Source organism: Nocardiopsis mangrovi, from assembly GCF_042653925.1.
Lineage (GTDB): Bacteria > Actinomycetota > Actinomycetes > Streptosporangiales > Streptosporangiaceae > Nocardiopsis_B > Nocardiopsis_B mangrovi.
Genome location: NZ_JBHSFQ010000003.1, coordinates 331,354 through 349,638 on the forward strand (window position 1 = coordinate 331,354; position 18,285 = coordinate 349,638).

Annotated in this window: 13 protein-coding genes; 3 read left to right on the top strand and 10 right to left on the bottom strand. The window is 75.5% G+C overall.

Annotated elements, in window-relative coordinates; all coding sequences use genetic code 11:
* Window positions 1-265: 265 nt before the first annotated feature.
* The 8 genes from ACFO4E_RS05365 to ACFO4E_RS05400 all read right to left on the bottom strand — a co-directional run bounded on the left by ACFO4E_RS05365 (window position 266) and on the right by ACFO4E_RS05400 (window position 13,716).
* Window positions 266-1,603, bottom strand: a complete 1,338-nt coding sequence (locus ACFO4E_RS05365; RefSeq protein ID WP_378571885.1) for a sensor domain-containing diguanylate cyclase — start codon at window positions 1,601-1,603, stop codon at window positions 266-268.
* Window positions 1,604-2,081: 478 nt separating this feature from the next.
* On the bottom strand, window positions 2,082-4,997 hold the full coding sequence (locus ACFO4E_RS05370) for a GTPase (protein ID WP_378571886.1): 2,916 nt from the start codon (window positions 4,995-4,997) through the stop codon (window positions 2,082-2,084).
* Entirely contained in the window at window positions 4,994-6,772 is a 1,779-nt protein-coding gene (locus ACFO4E_RS05375) for a dynamin family protein (protein WP_378571887.1), read from the bottom strand. The genes ACFO4E_RS05370 and ACFO4E_RS05375 overlap by 4 nt, the downstream gene beginning before the upstream one ends.
* Window positions 6,773-6,804: 32 nt before the next feature.
* Window positions 6,805-8,112 (bottom strand): uroporphyrinogen-III C-methyltransferase, encoded by a 1,308-nt coding sequence (gene cobA, locus ACFO4E_RS05380; protein ID WP_378571888.1) that lies wholly within the window; start codon window positions 8,110-8,112, stop codon window positions 6,805-6,807.
* Window positions 8,113-8,252: 140 nt separating this feature from the next.
* Window positions 8,253-10,526 carry a nicotinate-nucleotide--dimethylbenzimidazole phosphoribosyltransferase gene (gene cobT, locus ACFO4E_RS05385; RefSeq protein WP_378571889.1) on the bottom strand — a complete coding sequence of 758 codons (2,274 nt, stop codon included), beginning with the start codon at window positions 10,524-10,526 and terminating at the stop codon, window positions 8,253-8,255.
* Between the two features lie 126 nt (window positions 10,527-10,652).
* Complete coding sequence (gene cobC / locus ACFO4E_RS05390; RefSeq protein ID WP_378571890.1) at window positions 10,653-11,744, bottom strand: Rv2231c family pyridoxal phosphate-dependent protein CobC; 1,092 nt, start codon at window positions 11,742-11,744, stop codon at window positions 10,653-10,655.
* A 134-nt stretch (window positions 11,745-11,878) separates the two neighbouring features.
* Window positions 11,879-13,063, bottom strand: coding sequence for a GDSL-type esterase/lipase family protein (locus tag ACFO4E_RS05395; protein ID WP_378571891.1), 1,185 nt, complete (start codon window positions 13,061-13,063; stop codon window positions 11,879-11,881).
* Window positions 13,064-13,146: 83 nt separating this feature from the next.
* Window positions 13,147-13,716 carry a TetR/AcrR family transcriptional regulator gene (locus ACFO4E_RS05400; protein WP_378571892.1) on the bottom strand — a complete coding sequence of 190 codons (570 nt, stop codon included), beginning with the start codon at window positions 13,714-13,716 and terminating at the stop codon, window positions 13,147-13,149.
* Window positions 13,717-13,786: 70 nt separating this feature from the next.
* Here ACFO4E_RS05400 and ACFO4E_RS05405 point away from each other — a divergent pair, with 70 nt between their 5' ends.
* On the top strand, window positions 13,787-14,278 hold the full coding sequence (locus ACFO4E_RS05405; protein ID WP_378571893.1) for an FBP domain-containing protein: 492 nt from the start codon (window positions 13,787-13,789) through the stop codon (window positions 14,276-14,278).
* A 555-nt stretch (window positions 14,279-14,833) separates the two neighbouring features.
* Here ACFO4E_RS05405 and ACFO4E_RS05410 read toward each other — a convergent pair.
* The gene (locus ACFO4E_RS05410) at window positions 14,834-15,244 is read right to left on the bottom strand and encodes a cobalamin biosynthesis protein (protein WP_378571971.1); all 411 of its coding nucleotides are present in this window, start codon (window positions 15,242-15,244) and stop codon (window positions 14,834-14,836) included.
* Between the two features lie 408 nt (window positions 15,245-15,652).
* Between ACFO4E_RS05410 and ACFO4E_RS05415 the strand changes: the two genes are divergently transcribed.
* Both ACFO4E_RS05415 and ACFO4E_RS05420 read left to right on the top strand, forming a co-directional pair.
* Entirely contained in the window at window positions 15,653-17,041 is a 1,389-nt protein-coding gene (locus ACFO4E_RS05415) for a cobyrinate a,c-diamide synthase (protein ID WP_378571894.1), read from the top strand.
* Window positions 17,038-17,616 (top strand): GNAT family N-acetyltransferase, encoded by a 579-nt coding sequence (locus ACFO4E_RS05420; RefSeq protein WP_378571895.1) that lies wholly within the window; start codon window positions 17,038-17,040, stop codon window positions 17,614-17,616. Before ACFO4E_RS05415 ends, ACFO4E_RS05420 begins: the two co-directional genes overlap by 4 nt.
* 57 nt (window positions 17,617-17,673) lie before the next feature.
* On the opposite strand, the gene cobO is transcribed toward ACFO4E_RS05420, so the two are convergent.
* The gene (gene cobO / locus ACFO4E_RS05425) at window positions 17,674-18,276 is read right to left on the bottom strand and encodes a cob(I)yrinic acid a,c-diamide adenosyltransferase (protein ID WP_378571896.1); all 603 of its coding nucleotides are present in this window, start codon (window positions 18,274-18,276) and stop codon (window positions 17,674-17,676) included.
* Window positions 18,277-18,285: the final 9 nt, after the last annotated feature.

Here is an 18,285-nt window from a genome sequence, read left to right on the forward strand (position 1 = left end):
GCACAACACCGATCGGCCGCCTGTGGATGCGTCACGGCGAGCCGACGAGCGAGCGGAGACGACGCCGCCCCCGGCCGAAGACCCGACTCGCGGGGTCGTTGGAGCAGAGCGAGGAGGCGAGCGTGACCCGGGAATACATCACGGCGAGCCGACGAGCGAGCGGAGACGGCGCCGCCCCCGGCCGGAGGCACCCTCCGAACGCGGCGGGCGCGGCCGTGCGACCGGGCACCCGCCGGCGCGGCGGGGGCGGGCGCGGGCGCGGTGGCTACCCGCTCTCCTCGCACGCGGGTGTCCCCAGCCGCCGGATCTCGCCCGGCACCGCGCGCTTGGGCTCGGCCCGGACGGCACCGGTGCGGCCCCGCAGCGCGCGGCCGGTGATCGGCAGGCACACGCGGTTGCGGCCGGCGCCTTTGGCGCGGTAAAGGGCGAGATCGGCCGCCGCGAGGAGGCCCACGATGTCGTTGCCGTGCACACCCAGCACCGCCACCCCGATGGAGACGGTGATGGAGACGCCGGCGTCATCGGCCTTGAGCACCATGTGCCCCACGCGCACCCGCAGCCGCTCGGCGGCGCGGCACGCCTCGGCGGTGTCGGCGCCCGGCAGCAGCACGACGAACTCCTCACCGCCGAACCGCCCGACCGCATCGGTGGGGCGCAGCTGGTGGGTGAGGGTCGTGGCCACGCCGACCAGAACGTGGTCGCCGAAGAGGTGGCCATAGGTGTCGTTGACGCTCTTGAAGTGGTCGATGTCGATGATCAGCACCGCGACCGGGTCGCCCGACTGGTGCGCGCGCGCCACCTCGGCCGCCGCGTCGGCCTCCCACGCCGCCGCGTTGAGCAGGCCGGTCTTGGGATCGGTCCGCGCCGCGGCCTGTAACTGCTGGTAGAGGAGGCTGCGCTGGAGCAGCATCACGGGCGGGAGCGCGATGAGCAGCAGGACCATCGACAGGCCGGTCATGATGGCGACGGTCAGGCCCACGCAGACCTCCGCGCTGTCGATGGTGAACGCCTCGCGGTCCCAGAACGTGCGCTTCCAGGGGGTCTCGGGGGCGCTCAGGTGCACCGCGACGGCCACCACCGTCGTGTTGAGCACCGTGAACAGCGCGCAGCACAGGAGTGCCAGGATCGCCCCGGATCCGGTCACCAGGGTGCGTTCCGCCACCTCTATGGGCAGGGAGAGGGCCCGGTCCGGGTCCCCGGCCAGCACCCAGTGGAACACGAACGAGGAGACGAAGCCGCACAGAGCCGTCGAAACGGTGTTGAAGACCCGGCGGTGCACCACCGCGCGGAAGTACCGGTACTGGAGCAGCACGTAGACCGGGATCGGGATGAGCAGCGCGTAGACCGGGGGCAGTAGCAGCAGGGTGGGGAACCACCAGGCGCCGAGCAGGTCGCGCGTGATCACGCCCGGGGTGCCCAGCCGCCGCATGGCCTCGACCGAGCCCCCGGCGCACACCACCAGGGCGAAGAAGACGCCGGCCTCGCCGGGGCGGAGCGGGGTGAACGCACCGGCGGTCGCGAACAGCGCCACGGCGGTGGCGAACAGCGCGCCCATGAGCACGATGAGGGAGCGGGGGAGGGCGAAGACCGGCCAGGAGGACACTCGATGAACCCGGAGCCGCTCATGAACGGGAACGGTCCGATCTGCCACCGCCACGTGGATCTCCCTCGCTACCCGGGCATCGGGAGCCGATACCAGAGGTCCCACTTTGAACTACAGTCAGTGATACTTTAATCGCTCATTGTGCAACCTCGAGAGGGAACCGTTACATTGGGGAGCGCTGCGGCCGGTCCCGGCCAGCCGGTCGGCCACGGTCCGCGGGACACACGCCCGACACGGACGTCCCCGGCCGGGCCGCTCGGCCCAGTGCAGCGGCGATGGGCGGCCAGCACCGCCCACGGCTCGTTCACGGAGGGGGAGGGGTCATCGTGTCCGGCATCCACTGGAGCTAGTCCCCATCGCGGGGTCCGGGCGCCGATCGCCGTGTGCCGCCGGCGATCCGCATCGATGAACGGCAGTACGAACGAACGGCGGGCCGGGAACCGTTTCTCCCGACCCGCCGTTCGTCGTCGACCGCGGCTCAGCCCTTGGCCGACACCAGTGCCTCGCTGTACTCCTGGTAGCGCCGCAGCTCCTGCTCCACGGGGGCGAGGATCCGCTCCTCGGCGATGGCGCGGACCCGCTCGGCGCTGGTCAGCTCCACCCGCTCGCGCCGCTGCGCGGCGGCCACCGAGACCAGGTTGCGGCAGCCGACATCGGTCAGCCAGCCCACCAAGGGGGCCGCGACCACGACGGCCGCCGCGAACGCGATGAACCCGGGGTCGTCCAAGGCGACGATGCCCGTGAGCCCGCCGGCCCACCAGCTGGCCACCAGGGTCGCCAGCCACGCCAGGCCGACCGAGCCGAGCACCAAGAGCAGGTGCTGCACGAACTTGACCGTCCGCCACCACGACGGCGTGTCGTCGGGGTCGGGCACGGTCGAGGCGATCACCTCGCCCAGCTCCACCGGCAGTTCCGGGACCGCCGAGCGCGCCGCCGCGCGGATGCGCCGGGGCCAGGGCACGGGCAGCGTCCCCGACACCTGCTCGGCGATGTCCGCGGCGGCCTTCTCGATCTCCGACTTCTGGGCGTCGACGGGCACCGGCGCCCCGGTGCCGGCATCGTCGTGCAGGAAGTCCACACCGGCCACGCGCAGCGGGTCGCGGCGCAGTTTGCGCGCCCAGCGGGCGAGCGGCCAGCCGACGCTGCGGCTCCCCCGCTGTTCGTGCGCCGTCTCGGCGGTGTCGGCGATGGCGGACGCCCCGCCGGCCTCCAGCAGTTCGGCGACCAGGCGCTGGCGCGCGTCGGCGGGCACGGCGACCTCGGCGGCGCCGGTGCCGTGGTAGCCGTCGAACGCCCGGACCACCTGGTCCAGGTCGGCGACCAGCCGGTCGATCATCGCGCGGCGCTCGGTGACGGTCTCGACGAGCATCTCCCGCAGCGCGCGCACGCCCTCGCCGGTCAGGGTCGAGGTGGTCAGCACGCGCGGCTGCACGCCGGACTCGGTCTCCAGGAGCCGCCGCAGGTCGGTGAGCAGCTCCTCCAGCTCCGCCGGCTCGACCCGGTCGACCTGGTTGAGGACGGCGACCGTGACCGCGCCGTACCCGGACATCTCGGCCAGGTACCGGTGGTGGACGGCGGCGTCGGCGTACTTCTGCGGATCCAGCACCCAGACCAGGAGGTCGGCGGCCCCGATCATGCGGTCGGCCTCGGCGGTGTGCACCGCGCGGACGGAGTCGTGGTCGGGCAGGTCGAGCAGGATCAGGCCGGACAGGTCCGAGATGTCCTTGTCGAGCTCGCTCGTGCGCGAGTGGCGGTTGCGCTTGGGGACCCCGAGCCAGCCGAGCAGTCCTTCGGCGCCTTCGTTGCCCCACACGCACGCGTGCGCGGTCGATGTGGTGGGGCGGGTGATGCCGACCCGGGAGAACTCCAGTCCGCTCAGCGCGTTGAACAGCGAGGACTTGCCGCTTCCGGTGCCCCCGGCCAGGGCGACCACGGTGTGGTCGCCGGAGAGCCGCAGCCGCGCGCCCGCGTGGTCGAGCAGGTGGCGGGCGCGGCCGATGTCCTCGGGGTCGAAGTCGTCGCGGCCGATGCCCACGAGGGTGGCCAGGCCGTCGAGCCGGGCGATGAGCTGCTCGCGGGTGACCGCGGGCAGTGGTTGCCAGAACTCGCCGGTGGTCGGCTGGTACTCGTCGTCGTCATCGGCGTCGTCATCGTCATCGGCGTCGCGGGCGGCCGGCGCGATGTCGGCCCGGCCGTCGGAATCCCCCGGCGCGGGTGCGGCGGCCTCGGACACGGCGGCCTCGGACGCGGTGGTCTCGGACGCGGTGGTGGCGGCCGGGGTCGGCGGGCCGGGGTCGGCGGCCGGCGCGCCTTCGGCGCCCGTGGCACCGTCGGGCTCCGGATCGGCCGCGGGCTCCGCGGTGGGCTCGGCGCCGGCGGTGTCGCGTGTCGCCTGCTCCGAGGGCTCGGCCGGGGCGGGCTCCGGGACCTCGGGCGGCTCGGCGGCCGGCACCCGGGCTCGGGGGCGCTCCCCGGAGTCGGAGGAGGCGGGGTCGCCGGATCCGTCCGCGCGGTCCCGGGCGGACGGCGGGTCCTCGGGGGCCGCCGGTCGCTGCGGGCCCGTGGCGGCTTCCGCACCGCCGGGACGCTCAGCCGGGTCCGGCTCCGCCTCCGTGAAGGCGGCCGTGCCCGTGGGAGGGGTCGCGTCCTCAGGGCCGGCGGTGCCGGTGTCCGGCGCGGCCGGGTCCTGGGTCTCGGGCGGCGGCACCACCGGGAAGGACCCGGTGCGGCGGCCGGCGATCATGGCGGTGTCGTCGGCGTCGGCGAGGCTGCCCACCCAGGCGGCGAGGTCGTCGGGATCATCGGGGTCGTCGCGGCCGGTGTCGCCGGCGGCGGGCGGGGCCGGTCGCGTGGAACGGCGCGCGGCGGCGTGGCGGCCGTGTCCGGGCGCGGATCGGGCCGGCTCGGCGGGGACGCCGGGATCGGCGGCCTCCGCGGCGGGCTCCTCGGCGCCGCCGGCCGCGGAGCCGTCGCGGTCGGGTGCGTCGGCGGGCGCGCCGTCGGCGCCGGCCGCAACCGGGGCCTGCTGCGGACCGGTGTCGGCCGCGGCCGGCTCCCCGGGGTCGCCGTGGGCGGCACCCCGGTCGTCGGCGCCCTGGCCGGCGTCCCGCGGTTCGTCCTCGGAGCGCCCCGCGCTCGCGTCGACGGCCCGGCGCAGCGCCGGGTAGGAGTCGGCCGGCGGCCCCTTGGGCCGGCCGGACGGCCACGACGTGTCGGACGACGGCATCCACCCGGCCTCGATGCGGTCGCTGTCAGGTACCACGTACCCGCTCCAGTCCCCGTCCTCCTCCTGGGGTTCGGTGGCGGGCCGGCGTGCGGGCCCGGGATCCTGTCCCTGGGCCTGCTCCGCCTCCGCTTCCTCATCGGGGTGAGCGGGGTTCCGCTGAGTGGTCATCGCGCAATCTCAAGGTTGTACGTGGCTTGGTAGAGCTGGACGGCGGCGTCGTCATCGGGCAGTTCGACGGCCGCCAGCGTGTCGGTGAAGCGGGTGCGCTCGTGGAGCAGCAGCACACCGATGCGGCGCCGCAGGTCGTCGCGCGCCTTGGCCTCGATGTTACGCAGCGAGTCCGCTCCGAACACCCCTTTGAGCAGGCGTTGCGGCGATGGGCCCGCGGCCCGTCCGGCACCCGCCTCGACCGCGCCGTAGCCCAGCAGCTCGATGATCAGAACGAGCGCGAAGGCGTCCTTGTCGAAGGTGACGAATCGGGCCACCGACCGCTTGGTCGCGCCGTCGGCCGTCATCAGCCCGCCCACCGCCTGCTGCCACTCGGTGATGGCGTCGCGGGCGCGCCCCGCGAGGTCGGCGGGCGGCGTGCGGCCCCCGGCCCGCGTGACGAGGTCGGCGCCCCCGGGCACGGTCTCCCAGCTGTCGGCGATCTGGTCGACGGCGCGCTCGGCGTTGGCCAGGATGAGCGCTTCGAGGCTGTCGCGGACCGCCTGCCGCAGGGCGCGCACCCGGGTGGCCGCGGCCTCGGCCTCGCTGGTCTTGCGCTTGCCCCGCATCCGCATGGTGCGCACGAGGTCGCCGCTGGCGGCGATGTCCTGCCACCGGGCGCGCACGTTGCCGCGCAGCAGCGAGCCGTCCTGCAGCGCGGAGTCGATGTCGGCGACCGCGGAGTCGTAGCCGGACCGCACGGCGGATTCCAGCGTCCGCCCGACCTCCACCTGCACCTCGACCTGCTTGGCGAGTTCGGGGACGCGGGACCGGAAGCTGTCGATGACGCCGATGAACGTGCGCCGCGAGACCCGATCGCGCCGCGCGAGGTCGCCTGCGACGTCGGCGAGGTAGTGGCGGATGTGGTCGGCGGTCGTCGAGGTGAACCGCTCCCCCGCGACCTGGTCGGTCTCGGGGATGGTGAAGCGGGTGGCCCGCCCCAGCCCGTTGGCGTCGAGCATCGCGCCGAAGTGGTCGACCAGTTCGCGGCGGCCCCGCTGGGGCACCCGCGAGAGGACGACCGCGAGCGAGGTGTCGCGGTCGCGCGCCACCTGGAGGAACTCCCAGACCCGGGCGTCGGCGTAGCGGCGGCTGGTGGTCACGAACACCCACAGGTCGGCGGCGTCGAGGAACTTCGCGGCGAACTCGTGGTGGGCCGATACGGCGGAGTCGACGTCGGGCGTGTCGAGCAGCGCCACGCCTTCGGGCATGGCCTCGCTCGCGGCCAGCACCAGCATGCCGTCCTTGCCGGGCATGGCCAGCCCCTTCTGGCGCACGCGCGGCAGCGTGGGCAGGAAGTGGGCCTCGCTGAACCAGTCGACGTCGGCGGGGTTGCACGCCAGCACCGGGCTGTTCGTGGTGGGGCGGCGCACCCCTGTGGTGGTGACCTGCTCACCCACAAGGCTGTTGACCAGCGTGGACTTGCCCGCTCCGGTGGACCCCGCGACAGCGATCAGCAGGGGGGTATCGGGGCGGCGCACCCGCGGGAGCACGTAGTCCTCGAGCTGGTGCAGCACGTCGGTGCGCGCGGCGGCGCCCTCGGCGGCGCCGGGCAGGCCTTCGGCGAAATCAATGGCGCGGATGCGTGTCCGCAGCGTCTCCAGGACCTTCTCGAACCGGGTGTCGTCGGCGACGGCTCCGCGGTGCTTGGCCCGTCTGGTCCCCTGCGCGGGGGTCGTCCGCAGCGGAGCCCCGCTCGGCCCTGGCGCTTCCGGCTTCACAGGCGGCCGGGACATAGCGCTTCCGCCCTTCTCCTCGGTCTTCGCGGTCACAAAACCCGGTCCCCCTCGACGGGCTCATTGTCGGCGGCGTCCCCCGCCCCGGCCGCCGCCGGTGCTGCCGGATCGTCACGTCCCCCATGCAGTATGTCAAGTTCCCGGGCCTCATTGACCACTTCACCGATCACAATGACCGCCGGAGGGCGGATCCCGGCGTCCGCGGCGGTGCGCGCGGCGGTCCCCAGAGTGGCGGTCACGGCCCGCTGGGTGGGCAGTGTGGCGTCCTGGACGACGGCCATGGGCGTGTCGGGCGAACGGCCGTGGGACATCAGCGTGTCGGCGATCGCCGCGAGGCGTTCGACCCCCATGAGCGCGACGATCGTCCCCTCGGACGCGGCCAGAGCGGCCCAGTCGACGGTGGAGCGCTCACTGCTGGGCGCGACGTGCGCCGACACGATGTGGACGTCCTGGGAGACCCCCCGGTGGGTGACCGGGATGCCCGCAGCCGCCGGGGCGGCCAGGGCGCTGGTGACGCCCGGGACCGCGACGACCGGTATCCCCGCCGCGGCGCACGCGGCGGCCTCCTCGCCGCCTCTGCCGAATAAGAACGAGTCGCCGCCCTTGAGGCGGACCACGAACTTGCCCTCGCGGGCGCGGTCGACGAGGACGCGGTTGATGTCCTCCTGGGTCATCGAGCGGCCGTAGGGGATCTTGGCGGCGTCGACGATCTCGACGTCGGCGGGCAGCTGGTCGAGCAGCGATGTGGGGGCGAGCCGGTCGACAACGACGACGTCGGCCTGGGCCAGCAGCTGCCGCCCGCGCACGGTGATCAGCCCCGGGTCGCCGGGGCCGCCGCCGACCAGGGCTACGCCGCTCATCCGCTCGCGCCCGCGGCGGGCGTCGAGGCTGCCGTCGGCCAGGCCGTCGACGATGGCGTCGCGCAGGCCCGCCGCGCGGCGGGGGTCGCCGCCGGCCACCACGCCGATGGTGGCGCCGGCGGCGATGCCGCTCGCGGGGGTCCACGCACTCGACTCGTGCCGGTCGTCGGCGCGCACGCACCACAGCCGGGCGGCTTCGGCGTCGGCGGCCACGGCGGCGTTGACCGCGGGGTCGTCGGTGGCGACGTGGACGAGCCAGAAGCCGGCCAGGCCCAGGTCTCCCTCTGCGTAGCGGCGCCGGTGCCAGGCGAGCCGGCCGGAGTCGGCGAGGTCCTCCAGCGCCGCCGCGGCGTCGGGCGAGACCAGGGTGACACGCGCCCCGGCGTCGAGCAGGACGGGCACGCGGCGCTGGGCGACACGGCCCCCGCCGACGACCAGGACGTCCCGCCCGTCCATGCGCAATCCGAGCAGATAGGTCACGGGCCCCTCCAGATCTGCGACGCCCACCGGGGTGCGAGTTGCGTCAATCCCCAAAAAATACCGTGTCAAACAGGCGTTACGCCCGTCATTCGCGGTATGTCCGCGCGTCCCGCCCCTCCGTCCAGCCTATGGGCAAGGAATCAGTCACGCTCCGCCACCCCTGCCGCGTCGAACGTGGCGACCCCGCGCAGCGCGCGCACGGCCCCCTGGAGGAGGGGCAGCGCCAGCAGCGCGCCGGAGCCCTCGCCCAGGCGCATCTCCAGGTCGATCAGGGGGCGCAGGCCCAGGTGCTCCAGTGCGGCGGTGTGGCCGGGCTCGGCGGAGCGGTGGCCGGCGAAGCACGCGTGGAGGACATCGGGCGCGATCGCGGCGGCGGCCAGGCAGGACGCTCCCGCGATGACGCCGTCGAGCAGCACGGGGACGCGCATGGCCGCGGCACCGAGGATGAAGCCGCTGAGCGCGGCGTGCTCCAGCCCGCCGACGGCCGCGAGCACGCCGACGGGGTCCTCGATGTCGATGCGGTTGACGGCGAGGGCGCGGCGCACGACCTCGATCTTGCGCTCGTGCATGGCGTCGTCGGCCCCGGTTCCGCGCCCGGTGACCTCGGCCGGGTCGGCGCCGGTGAACGCCGCGACCAGCGCCGCCGACGGGGTGGTGTTGGCGATGCCCATGTCCCCGGTGATCAGGCAGCGGTTGCCGGCCGCCACGAGGTCGCGGGCGACCTCGATGCCGGCCTCGATCGCGTACTCGACCTGGGTGCGGGTCATCGCGGCCGACTGGGTGAAGTCGGCCGTCCCCCGCGCGATCTTGCGCGGCAGCAGGCCGGGTACGCCGGGGAGGTCGGCGGCGACGCCGACGTCGACGACGGTGACCTCGGCGCCCACCTGCTCGGCGAAGGCGTTGACCACCGCTCCGCCGTTGAGGAAGTTGCGCACCATCTGCGCGGTGACCTCTTGGGGCCAGGCGCTGACGCCCTGCGCGTGCACCCCGTGGTCGCCGGCGAAGATCGCGACGGCGGCGGGCTCGGGGACCGGCGGCGGGCACTCCCCCGCAAGGCCGGCCAGCCGGATCGAGACGTCCTCCAGGACGCCCAGCGACCCCGCGGGCTTGGTCATGCGTCCCTGGCGCTCGCGCGCGTCATTGACCGCTCTCTGGTTGAGCGGGCCGATGGCGGCGATGGTCTCCTCCAGCAGGCTCGTCGGGGCTTCTCCGGGCAGGCCGCGGCGGCCGTAGTGGTCGCGGTGCACGGCCCAGGCGAGCGGGCGTCCCTTGGCCCATCCGCCCATGGCCAGCTCGGGTTCGGGCGGGAAGTCGTCGACGTAGCCGACGCACAGGTAGGCCACGACCTCCAGGTGCGGGGGCAGGTCGAGGGCATCAGCGAGTTCGCGCTCGTGGAAGAAGCTCACCCAGCCCACGCCGAGCCCTTCGGCGCGGGCGGCCAGCCACAGGTTCTCGACCGCGAGCGCCGTCGAGTACGAGGCGGTCTGGGGCTGCGAGTGCCGGCCCAGGGTGTGGCGTCCGCCCCGGGTGGGGTCGACGGTGACGATGATGTTGACCGGGGTGTCGAGGATCGCTTCGACCTTGAGCCCGGTGAACGCGCGGGCGCGGGCTCCGGGCAGGGCGCCGGCGTACTCCTGGCGCTGCTCGTGGACGAGGTCCCGGACGCGGGCGCGCAGGTCCTCGTCGTGGACGACGATGAAGTCCCAGGGCTGCGAGTAGCCGACCGAGGGCGCCTGGTGGGCGGCCGCCAGGATCCGGGTGAGCACGTCGTCGGGGACGGGGGTGGTGCGGAAGCCCATGCGGACGTCGCGGCGCTCGCGGATGACGCGGTAGACGGCCTCGCGCTCGGCGTCGCCGTAGGCGTGCGGGTCGGCGGAGGCGGTCCCGGCGGCGGGGGGTCCGGGGATCGTCTCGGGGCCGGTGCCGGGGTCCTCGGCGGGCTCGGGGAGGGGTTCCGCGGTTTCCACGGGGGCGGCCACCGCCGCGGGGCCGGCTTCGGGCTCGGGGGCGGCCTCGGGCGCGGCTTCGGCGTCGGACACCGGCGCGGGCCCGGCTTCGGCCTCGGGAGCGGCCTCCGGCTCGGCGTCGGGTTCCGGCTCGGGGGCCGGCGCGGCGGACCGCGGTTCCGGAGCGGGCTCGTGCTCGGTCGCGGGCGCCGGGTCGGCGGCGGGCGCCGCCGCCGGAGCAGGGCGCTCCTGGGTGCCGGCCCGGAACGGGATCACATTGGGTTTTCTGGGGGTCGCCGGCTCGCGCGCGGGGGTGTGGAAGGGGTTGGCCCGCGGCGCGGCCTTGCCGGTGCCCCGCCCGGCCTCGGGCAGGTCGTCGAGAAGGCCGCCGAAGGCCGGGGCGGCGCGCCCGCGTTCGTCCGACGGCCCGCGGCGGCCGGCCGGCGGGCGGTGGTCGTCACCGGTCATGGTGTGTTCCTCCGACGCTTTCGAAGGCTGCTACCTGCATGTTCGTCCCCCCTCATCGCCGTTGCCGAAAGGATGCCGGACACGTCACCTTTCGGGCATACGGCGGGTCCCGTCCTCAACTCGGGCTCAGAGCAACTCTGCCAGAGTCCGCGCCATCCGGAGAGAGGTCCATCGGTCCCTCACCGCGATACGCAGCCAATCGGGCCCCAGCCCGGGGAAGGTGTCGCCGCGGCGCACGGCGATCCCCGCGGCGCGCAGCCGCACGCGCAGGCCCGCTCCGTCCACCGCCTTCACCAGCAGGAACGACGCCGCTGCGCCCGGCGTGACGTGCAGCCCGGCGGCGCCCAGGGCGCCCGCCAGGGCGGCGCGGTCGCCGGCCATTTCGCGCGCCCACGCGTCGGCCTCCGCGACGGCCTCGGGGGCGCAGCACGCCTCGGTGGCCGCGAGCGCGGGGGTCGACACCGACCACAGCGGTTGCGCCGCGGCCAGCCGAGCGACGAGCCCGGGTTCCGCCAGCAGGTACCCGGCGCGCAGGCCCGCCAGCCCCCACGTCTTGGTGAGGCTGCGCAGCACGACCAGGCCGGGGATGCCGGCGCGCCCGGCCAGCGATTCCGGCTCGCCGGGGACGCAGTCGGCGAACGCCTCGTCGACGACCAGGGTCCGCCCGGGGCGGGCCAGCCGGGCGAGCGCATCGGACGGGTGCAGCACGGAGGTCGGGTTGGTGGGGTTGCCCACCATGACGAGGTCCGCGTCATCGGGGATCCGCGCGGGGTCGAGCAGGAAACCGGGGGCGGTCAGCAGCACGCGGTCCACGGCGTGCCCGGCCGCGCGCAGGGCGGCCTCGGGCTCGGTGAACTGGGGGTGCACGACCACGGCGCGGCGCGGGGCGAGCACCCGCGCCAGCAGCACGAACGCCTCGGCCGCTCCGGCGGTGAGCAGTACCCCGGCGGGATCGCGGCCGTGCCGCGCGGCGACGGCGGCGCGGGCGGGGCGCGGATCGGGGTAGGCGGCGAGGCCCGACAGCGAGGCGGCGATGCGCTCGGCCAGCCACGCGGGCGGGGTGCCGGTGCGCACGTTCACCGCGAAGTCGAGCAGCCCCGGCCCGGTCTCGGCGTCGCCGTGGTGGTGGAGGTCCACCTCGTGCGCCTGCCCCGGGTCCGCGCCGCCCGCGTGGCCGATGCGCGGGGCGCCGGGCGCCGCCGCCTCACGGCGTGTCATCGGGCCTACCTCCTGGGTGCGTCGGGCGGCGCGCAGGTCAGCGCCCCGACAGCGTACACACGCCCGTGCACGGCTCCCGCGGCGCACCCCGAAACCCGCGGCGGCGCCACCCGCCCACCCGGCGGGTGGCGGCGTCAGGCCCCGGGGGCCGCGAAGGGGCCACCGGCGGTGAAGGCCGACGCGGCGAAGCGCTCGCCGATGCGGCGGTGGGTTGCGGCGTCGGGGTGGAGCCCGTCGGGCAGCGGCAGCTCGGCGAAGTCGGCCGCCCCGTAGAGGTCGAGGCCGTCGAGGTAGTACAGGTTCGGGTCGTCGGCGGCCCTCTGGCGCACGATGCGGGACAGCTCCGCGCGGATGACGGTGAGCGTGAGTTTCCCGGCGGCGGTCTCGCCGGGGTCGCCGGTGGCCCGGAACCGGAGCTCTCCGGCGCGGAGCGCGGCGGTGTCGAAGGCGCAGGGGCCGGGCGTGTCCTCGTGGATGGGGCAGAGGATCGGCGACACCACCAGGAGCGGTACCTCCGGGTGGCCGTCGCGGACGGTGTCGAGGAAGCCGTGGACGGCCGGGGTGAAGGCGCGCAGGCGCATCAGGTCGGCGTTGGCCAGGTTGATGCCGATCTTCACGCTGACCAGGTCGGCGGGGGTGTCGCGCATGACGCGGGCGGTGAAGGGGTCGAGCAGGGCCCCGCCGCCGAAGCCCAGGTTGACCAGGTCCACGCCGCCGAGGGAGGCGGCCAGAGCGGGCCAGGTGGCCGTGGGCCCGCCGGCGTCGGATCCGTGGCTGATCGAGCTGCCGTGGTGCAGCCACACCCTCCGGTCTCCGCCCGGCACCGCTTCGACGGGGGCGTCGGTGCGCAGGGCGATGAGTTCGGTGGTCTCGTTGTGCGGCAGCCAGATCTCGACGTCCTTGGCCTCGCCGGACAGGCCGGCGAAGCGGAGGGTGCCGGCGCTCCCGGGCCGGCTCTCGACGGTTCCGGTGGCGATGTCGACGGTCACGGTGGTGCCTCCCGGCACCCGCTCCCGGCCGGCCGGGCGGCCGTCGACGACCAGGTCGTACACGCCGTCGGGGCGGGGCGGGGCGCCCGCGTAGACCCGCTTGGTGGGCAGCGTGTCCAGCTCGACGGCCGTGGCGCGGGTGCGGAAGACGATCCGCACGCCCGACGGCTGGGACTCGGCCATGGCGAGTTGCGGATCCGGGCACTGGGCGCGCGCCCAGGCGGGCAGTCGGTGCGGCAGCACGCCGTTCCCGGTGCGCTCCACGTCGAGCGCGCCGCGCAGGAGGTCCGGGGTGACGGGTGTGCTGATCCAATCGCGCTCGGCGCGCATGTCCTCTCCTCGACTCGGTCGGGTGATCGGGGTACCGGGGCGTCCGGCCGCTCCGGCGGGCGGTCCGCCGGCCATCGGGGGCCTCATGCCTCGGGCCAGTTGCGCAGCAGGGCGTCGAGCGCGTCAATGATCCGCTCCCAGGTCTCCTCCGTGTCGGGAGCGCTGTGGCTGAAACCGCCCCCCATCTCCAGGCTGACGTAGCCGTGGAAGACGCTGCCCAGCAGCCGCACCGCGTGCGTCTGGTCGGGCTCGGCCAGGTCGTAGCCCCGCAGGATCGCGCGTGTCATCCGGGCGTGCCGGATGCCCGCGCTGCCGGCGGCCGCCGCCGGGTCCAGCCGCAGCTGCGCCGCCGCGTAGCGGCCGGGGTGCTCCCTGGCGTAATCGCGGTAGACGCCGGCGAGAGCGGCCAAGGCGTCCTTGCCGGCCCGCCCGGCCAGTGCCGCGTCTCCCCGGTCGGCGAGCTCCTCGAGAGCGAGCAGGGCGATGCGGGTCTTGAGGTCCTGGGAGTTGCGCACGTGCGAGTACAGGCTGGCGACCTTGACGTCGAACCGCCTGGCGAGCGCCGAGACGGTCACGTGCTCGAAGCCGGCCTCGTCGGCGAGCTCCGCGCCCGCCCGGGCCAGCCGCTCCGTGGTCAGCCCCGCACGCGCCATGGCCGTCCTCCCCGCTTTCACGAGTTTATGGCATTTGCCTAATACCCTTAGGCAAATTAGCATACGCCACGTGAACCCGATAACGGAGCGCGACATCCGCGCCGCGTTCGTGAACTGCACCAAGGGCGAGGCCCGGCGCCTGTACGTCCCGCGCGACCTGGCCGAACGACCGTGGGACGACCTCGACTACCTCGGCTGGCGGGACCCCCGGGCCCCTGACCGCGCCTACCTCGTGGCCGAGCTCGACGGCGGGCCGCGGGCCCTCGCGCTGCGCAGCCCCGCCCCCACCCCGGGCGAGACGCGGCGTGCCATGTGCTCGCTGTGCGTGACCACCCATACCGGGGGCGTGCGCCTGATGGTCGCGGCCAAAGCGGGCAAGGCCGGGAAGCAGGGCGACTCGGTGGGCATCCACGTCTGCGGCGACCTCGCCTGCTCGCTCTACGTCCGCGGCAAGAAGGACGCCGGCCCCGGCGCCCGGTCCTACGAGACGATCACCTTGGCGGAGAAGATCCAGCGGACCACGGCCAACCTCGCCGCGTTCTTCACCAAGGTGACCTCCTGACCCACCACCCGGCACCGCCGTCCCGTCCCCGTACGCCGCCTCCGTCCCCGCGGTGCGGCCCGCCGCCGAGGCATCCGGCGGAACGGAACCCCCGCCTGGCCACGGCCAGAACGGGGCACGACGGCGGCGGCCACGTCCCCGGACGCCGTCACCACGTTGGCGCACACGACGGCGACGGAGCGCCGCGGGCCACCGCCGCGCGGCCCCCGGCCGCCGCATCCGCCGGAACAGGGCCGCACAGGGCCACCGGGCGGCCGCGCAACGGTGGCGGCCACGTCCGCCGACGCCGCCTCCCGCGACGGTGCCGACACCGCCCCGAACCGCCACGACGACGAGCCGCCGCGCACCCCACGCCCACTGTCGCGGCACCCAGCGCAACAAGCCCACACAGGACCACCGGCGACCGCACAACGATGGCGGGCCGTCTGCCCGCGCCATTCACCCATCGCGTCGACGATGCCGGGGACGGCCGCTGCGGCGCCGTGCCGGGCCGTTGGCAGGCGGCGACCGGCTCGCATATCCATCGGGCCCGGCGGTGCCCGGTGGCCGCGGTCGTCAGCGGGTGGCCTGCGTCGCGCTCGGGGGCGTGTCGCCCCGTTCTCGCGCGACCGCGACGGTGGTGCGCGCCGCCGCGCGTTTGCCGACGACGAGGTCGGCGCCCCCGCCCGCCTCCGCCGCGCAGTGCAGTGCGGCCGCCTCGGCCACACTGGGCGTCCCCGCCGCGGCGCGGACGCGTTCGCTGGGGTGCGGCACGTCGACGGCGGCCAGGACCGCGGCCGGATAGGCGATGACCGCCCAGCCGCGTTCGCGCGCCGCCGCCAGGATCCCGGCCTCGCCCGACTTGGCGTCGGCCGTGGCCACCGCCCGCACCCGGGCCGGGGACAGGCCCGCGCCGGCCAGCACCGCGTCGATGAGCGCGCCGACCTCGGCGGCGGCCACCCCTCGCGCCGCCCCGACACCCACCACCAAGGCCGGCTCCTGCCATGGACCGGCGCCGTCCGGCGGACCGGTGTCCGCCGCACTCATCGCCCCTCCGGCACGGCGTGACCCGCTCTCAACGGCCCAATGGCGCGGCATCGTCCTCGCGGACGCGGCGGGCTCCCGGGCACGGGCCGGAGGCCACCGGCCGCCCGGCACCGCCGGCGGACACCGGCCGGGTCCGCGCACCTCATCGCCCGCCTCCCGCCTCCCGCCTCCGCCCTCGGTCGCCGGCGCAAGCCCGCGGCACCCGGCCCGCGGCGCCGCTGTCGCGTCCGCGGTCTCCGGCCGCATCCTCCCACCCCCGCCTCCTCCCGCCGTCGGCGGAGGGCGGGGGGCCGCGTAGCCTGGGCGGTCGTCGGATGACCGGAAGCCACGGGGGATCGGGGGCGCGGGATGGCGCAGGTGCCACGGGTGGTGATCGCCGCCCCGGCCTCGGGGAGCGGGAAGACCACCGTCGCAACGGGCCTCATGGCGGCGCTGGCCGCCCGCGGGGAGCGCGTATCGGGCCACAAGGTGGGGCCCGACTACATCGACCCCGGATACCACGCCCTGGCCACCGGGCGCCCGCCCCGCAACCTGGACCCGGTGCTGTGCGGTGCCGGCCGCGTCGCACCGCTGTTCCGGCACGGCGCGGCCGGCACCACGATCGCGGTCGTCGAAGGCGTCATGGGCCTGTTCGACGGCGCCGCCGAACCGCGCGGCTTCCACGGTCCGGGCGATGCCGGATCGACCGCGCACGTCGCGGCGCTGCTGGGTGCGCCGGTCGTCCTCGTGGTGGACGCCGCCCGGGCCGGCCGGTCCGTTGCCGCCGTGGTCCACGGCTTCTGCACCTACGAGACCGGCGTCCGCGTGGGCGGCGTGATCCTGAACCGGGTCGGCTCCGACCGGCACGAGGAGCTGGTGCGCGACGCGCTGGACGGCGTCGGCGTGCCGGTCCTGGGGGCCGTTCGCCGGCACGAGGCGGTCGCGACCCCGTCGCGCCACCTGGGGCTGATCCCGGCCGCCGAGCGCGCGGCGGCGGCGCGGTCGGCGGTCGACGCGCTCGGCGCGCTGGTCGCGGACTCCTGCGACCTGGACGCCATCGTGGCGCTGGCCCGCACCGCCGCCCCGTTGGCCGCCCCCGCGTGGAACGCCGCCGACGAGATCGGCGCGCCCTCCGGGGCGCGACCGCCCCGGGTCGCGGTGGCCGGCGGCGCCGCGTTCACCTTCGGCTACACCGAGCACGCCGAACTGCTGCGTGCCGGAGGCGCCGATGTGGTGACGGTGGACCCCCTGCGCGACGCGGCCCTGCCGGACGGCACGCACGGCCTCATCGTGGGGGGCGGCTTCCCGGAGGTGCACGCCGCCGAACTGTCCGCCAACGCGCCGCTGCGCGCGGCCGTCGCCGGCCTGGCCGGCCGCGGCGCCCCGATCGCCGCGGAGTGCGCCGGCCTGCTCTACCTCGCGCGCAGCCTGGACGGTGCGCCGATGTGCGGTGTGCTGCCCGCCGAGGCGCGCATGACCGGGCGGCTCACCCTGGGCTACCGGCACGCCGTCGCCGTCGCCGACTCGGTCCTGGCCACCGCGGGCACCCGGGTGCGCGGACACGAGTTCCACCGCACCGCCGTCACCCCCGAGCGCGGAGCGGCACCGGCCTGGCAGTGGAAAACCGATGGCGGCGAGGGCTTCTCCGGTGCCAGTCTGAACGCCTCCTACCTCCACCTGCACTGGGCGGGGTTCCCCGATGCCGCGGCCCGGTTCCTGGGCTCGGTGCGGGCCTTCGCCGACGGGAGCGCGCCATGACCGCGACGGAGCGGGCGTCGACGATGCCCGCCGTCATCCTGCGCACCGAGCGCCTGACCCTGCGCGCCTTCACGGAGGCCGAGATCGGGCCGGTCCACAATGCGGTCCGCGACCCGCTCACACAGCGGTGGCTCCCCCTGCCGGAACCCGGGCGGGACTTCACGCGCGCCGACGCCGAGCACTGGTGCCTGGTGGAGGCGCCCAGCGCGCGGGTGTCGGGTGACGGCCAGCAGTGGGCGGCGATCGAGACCGCCACGGGCGCCTTCGCCGGCTCGTTCGGGCTGGTCCGCACCGCGTGGAAGGCGCGGGTCACCGAGGTGGGGTACTGGCTGGCGCCGCAGGCGCGCGGCCGCGGGCTGGCCACGGAGGCGGTGATCGCCGTCTCCCGGTGGGCGGTGCTGGACCAGGGGTTCCAGCGGGTCGAGCTGAAGGCGGGCACGGCCAACACCGGGTCGCGCGGCGTGGCCGAACGCGCGGGGTTCACCTTCGAGGGCGTCGAGCGCAGCGCGATGCCGCTGCACACCGGGCGCACCGACCTCGCCGTCTACAGCCTCATCCGCACCGACCTGGCCTGACGTACGGAACGGAAGGGTGCGGCCGGCGCACCGGCCGGGCCGCACCCGCGCCGGCGGTCACCACTCGATGCCGCGCTGGCCCTTCTGCCCGGCGTCCATGGGGTGCTTGACCTTGGCCATCTCCGTGACGAGGTCGGCGGCGGCCAGGAGCCGCGGGTCGGCGTCGCGCCCGGTGATCACGACGTGCTGGGCGCCGGGGCGGTCGCGCAGTGTCGCGACGACGTCGTCGACGTCCACCCAGCCCCACTTCATGGGATAGGTGAACTCGTCGAGGACGTAGAGCCGATAAGTCTCGGCGGCCAGTTCCCGCTTGATCTGCTCCCACCCTTCGGCGGCGTCGGCGGCGTGGTCGGGCTCGGCTCCGGGCCGGCGGATCCACGACCACCCCTCGCCCATCTTGTTCCAGGTGACCCGGCCGCCCTCGCCCGAGTCGCCCAGGACGCGCAGCGCGCGCTCCTCGCCGATCCGCCACTTGGCGGACTTCACGAACTGGAACACCCCGATGTCCCAGCCCTGCGCCCAGCAGCGGGTGGCCAGCCCGAACGCCGCGGTGGACTTCCCCTTCCCGGGGCCGGTGTGCACCATCAGCAGCGGCCGGTTCCGGCGCTGGCGGGTGGTGAGCCCGTCATCGGGCACGTGGGCCGGTACGCCCTTCGGCATGTCTCTCCT

Excerpts from the sequence above, each read along its gene's own strand:
- ACFO4E_RS05370 (WP_378571886.1), bottom strand. The coding sequence starts at position 4,997 with ATGACCACTCAGCGGAACCCCGCTCACCCCGATGAGGAAGCGGAGGCG.
- ACFO4E_RS05375 (WP_378571887.1), bottom strand. The coding sequence starts at position 6,772 with ATGTCCCGGCCGCCTGTGAAGCCGGAAGCGCCAGGGCCGAGCGGGGCT.
- cobT (WP_378571889.1), bottom strand. The coding sequence starts at position 10,526 with ATGACCGGTGACGACCACCGCCCGCCGGCCGGCCGCCGCGGGCCGTCG.
- cobC (WP_378571890.1), bottom strand. The coding sequence starts at position 11,744 with ATGACACGCCGTGAGGCGGCGGCGCCCGGCGCCCCGCGCATCGGCCAC.
- ACFO4E_RS05395 (WP_378571891.1), bottom strand. The coding sequence starts at position 13,063 with ATGCGCGCCGAGCGCGATTGGATCAGCACACCCGTCACCCCGGACCTC.
- ACFO4E_RS05400 (WP_378571892.1), bottom strand. The coding sequence starts at position 13,716 with ATGGCGCGTGCGGGGCTGACCACGGAGCGGCTGGCCCGGGCGGGCGCG.
- ACFO4E_RS05415 (WP_378571894.1), top strand. The coding sequence starts at position 15,653 with ATGGCGCAGGTGCCACGGGTGGTGATCGCCGCCCCGGCCTCGGGGAGC.
- ACFO4E_RS05420 (WP_378571895.1), top strand. The coding sequence starts at position 17,038 with ATGACCGCGACGGAGCGGGCGTCGACGATGCCCGCCGTCATCCTGCGC.
- cobO (WP_378571896.1), bottom strand. The coding sequence starts at position 18,276 with ATGCCGAAGGGCGTACCGGCCCACGTGCCCGATGACGGGCTCACCACC.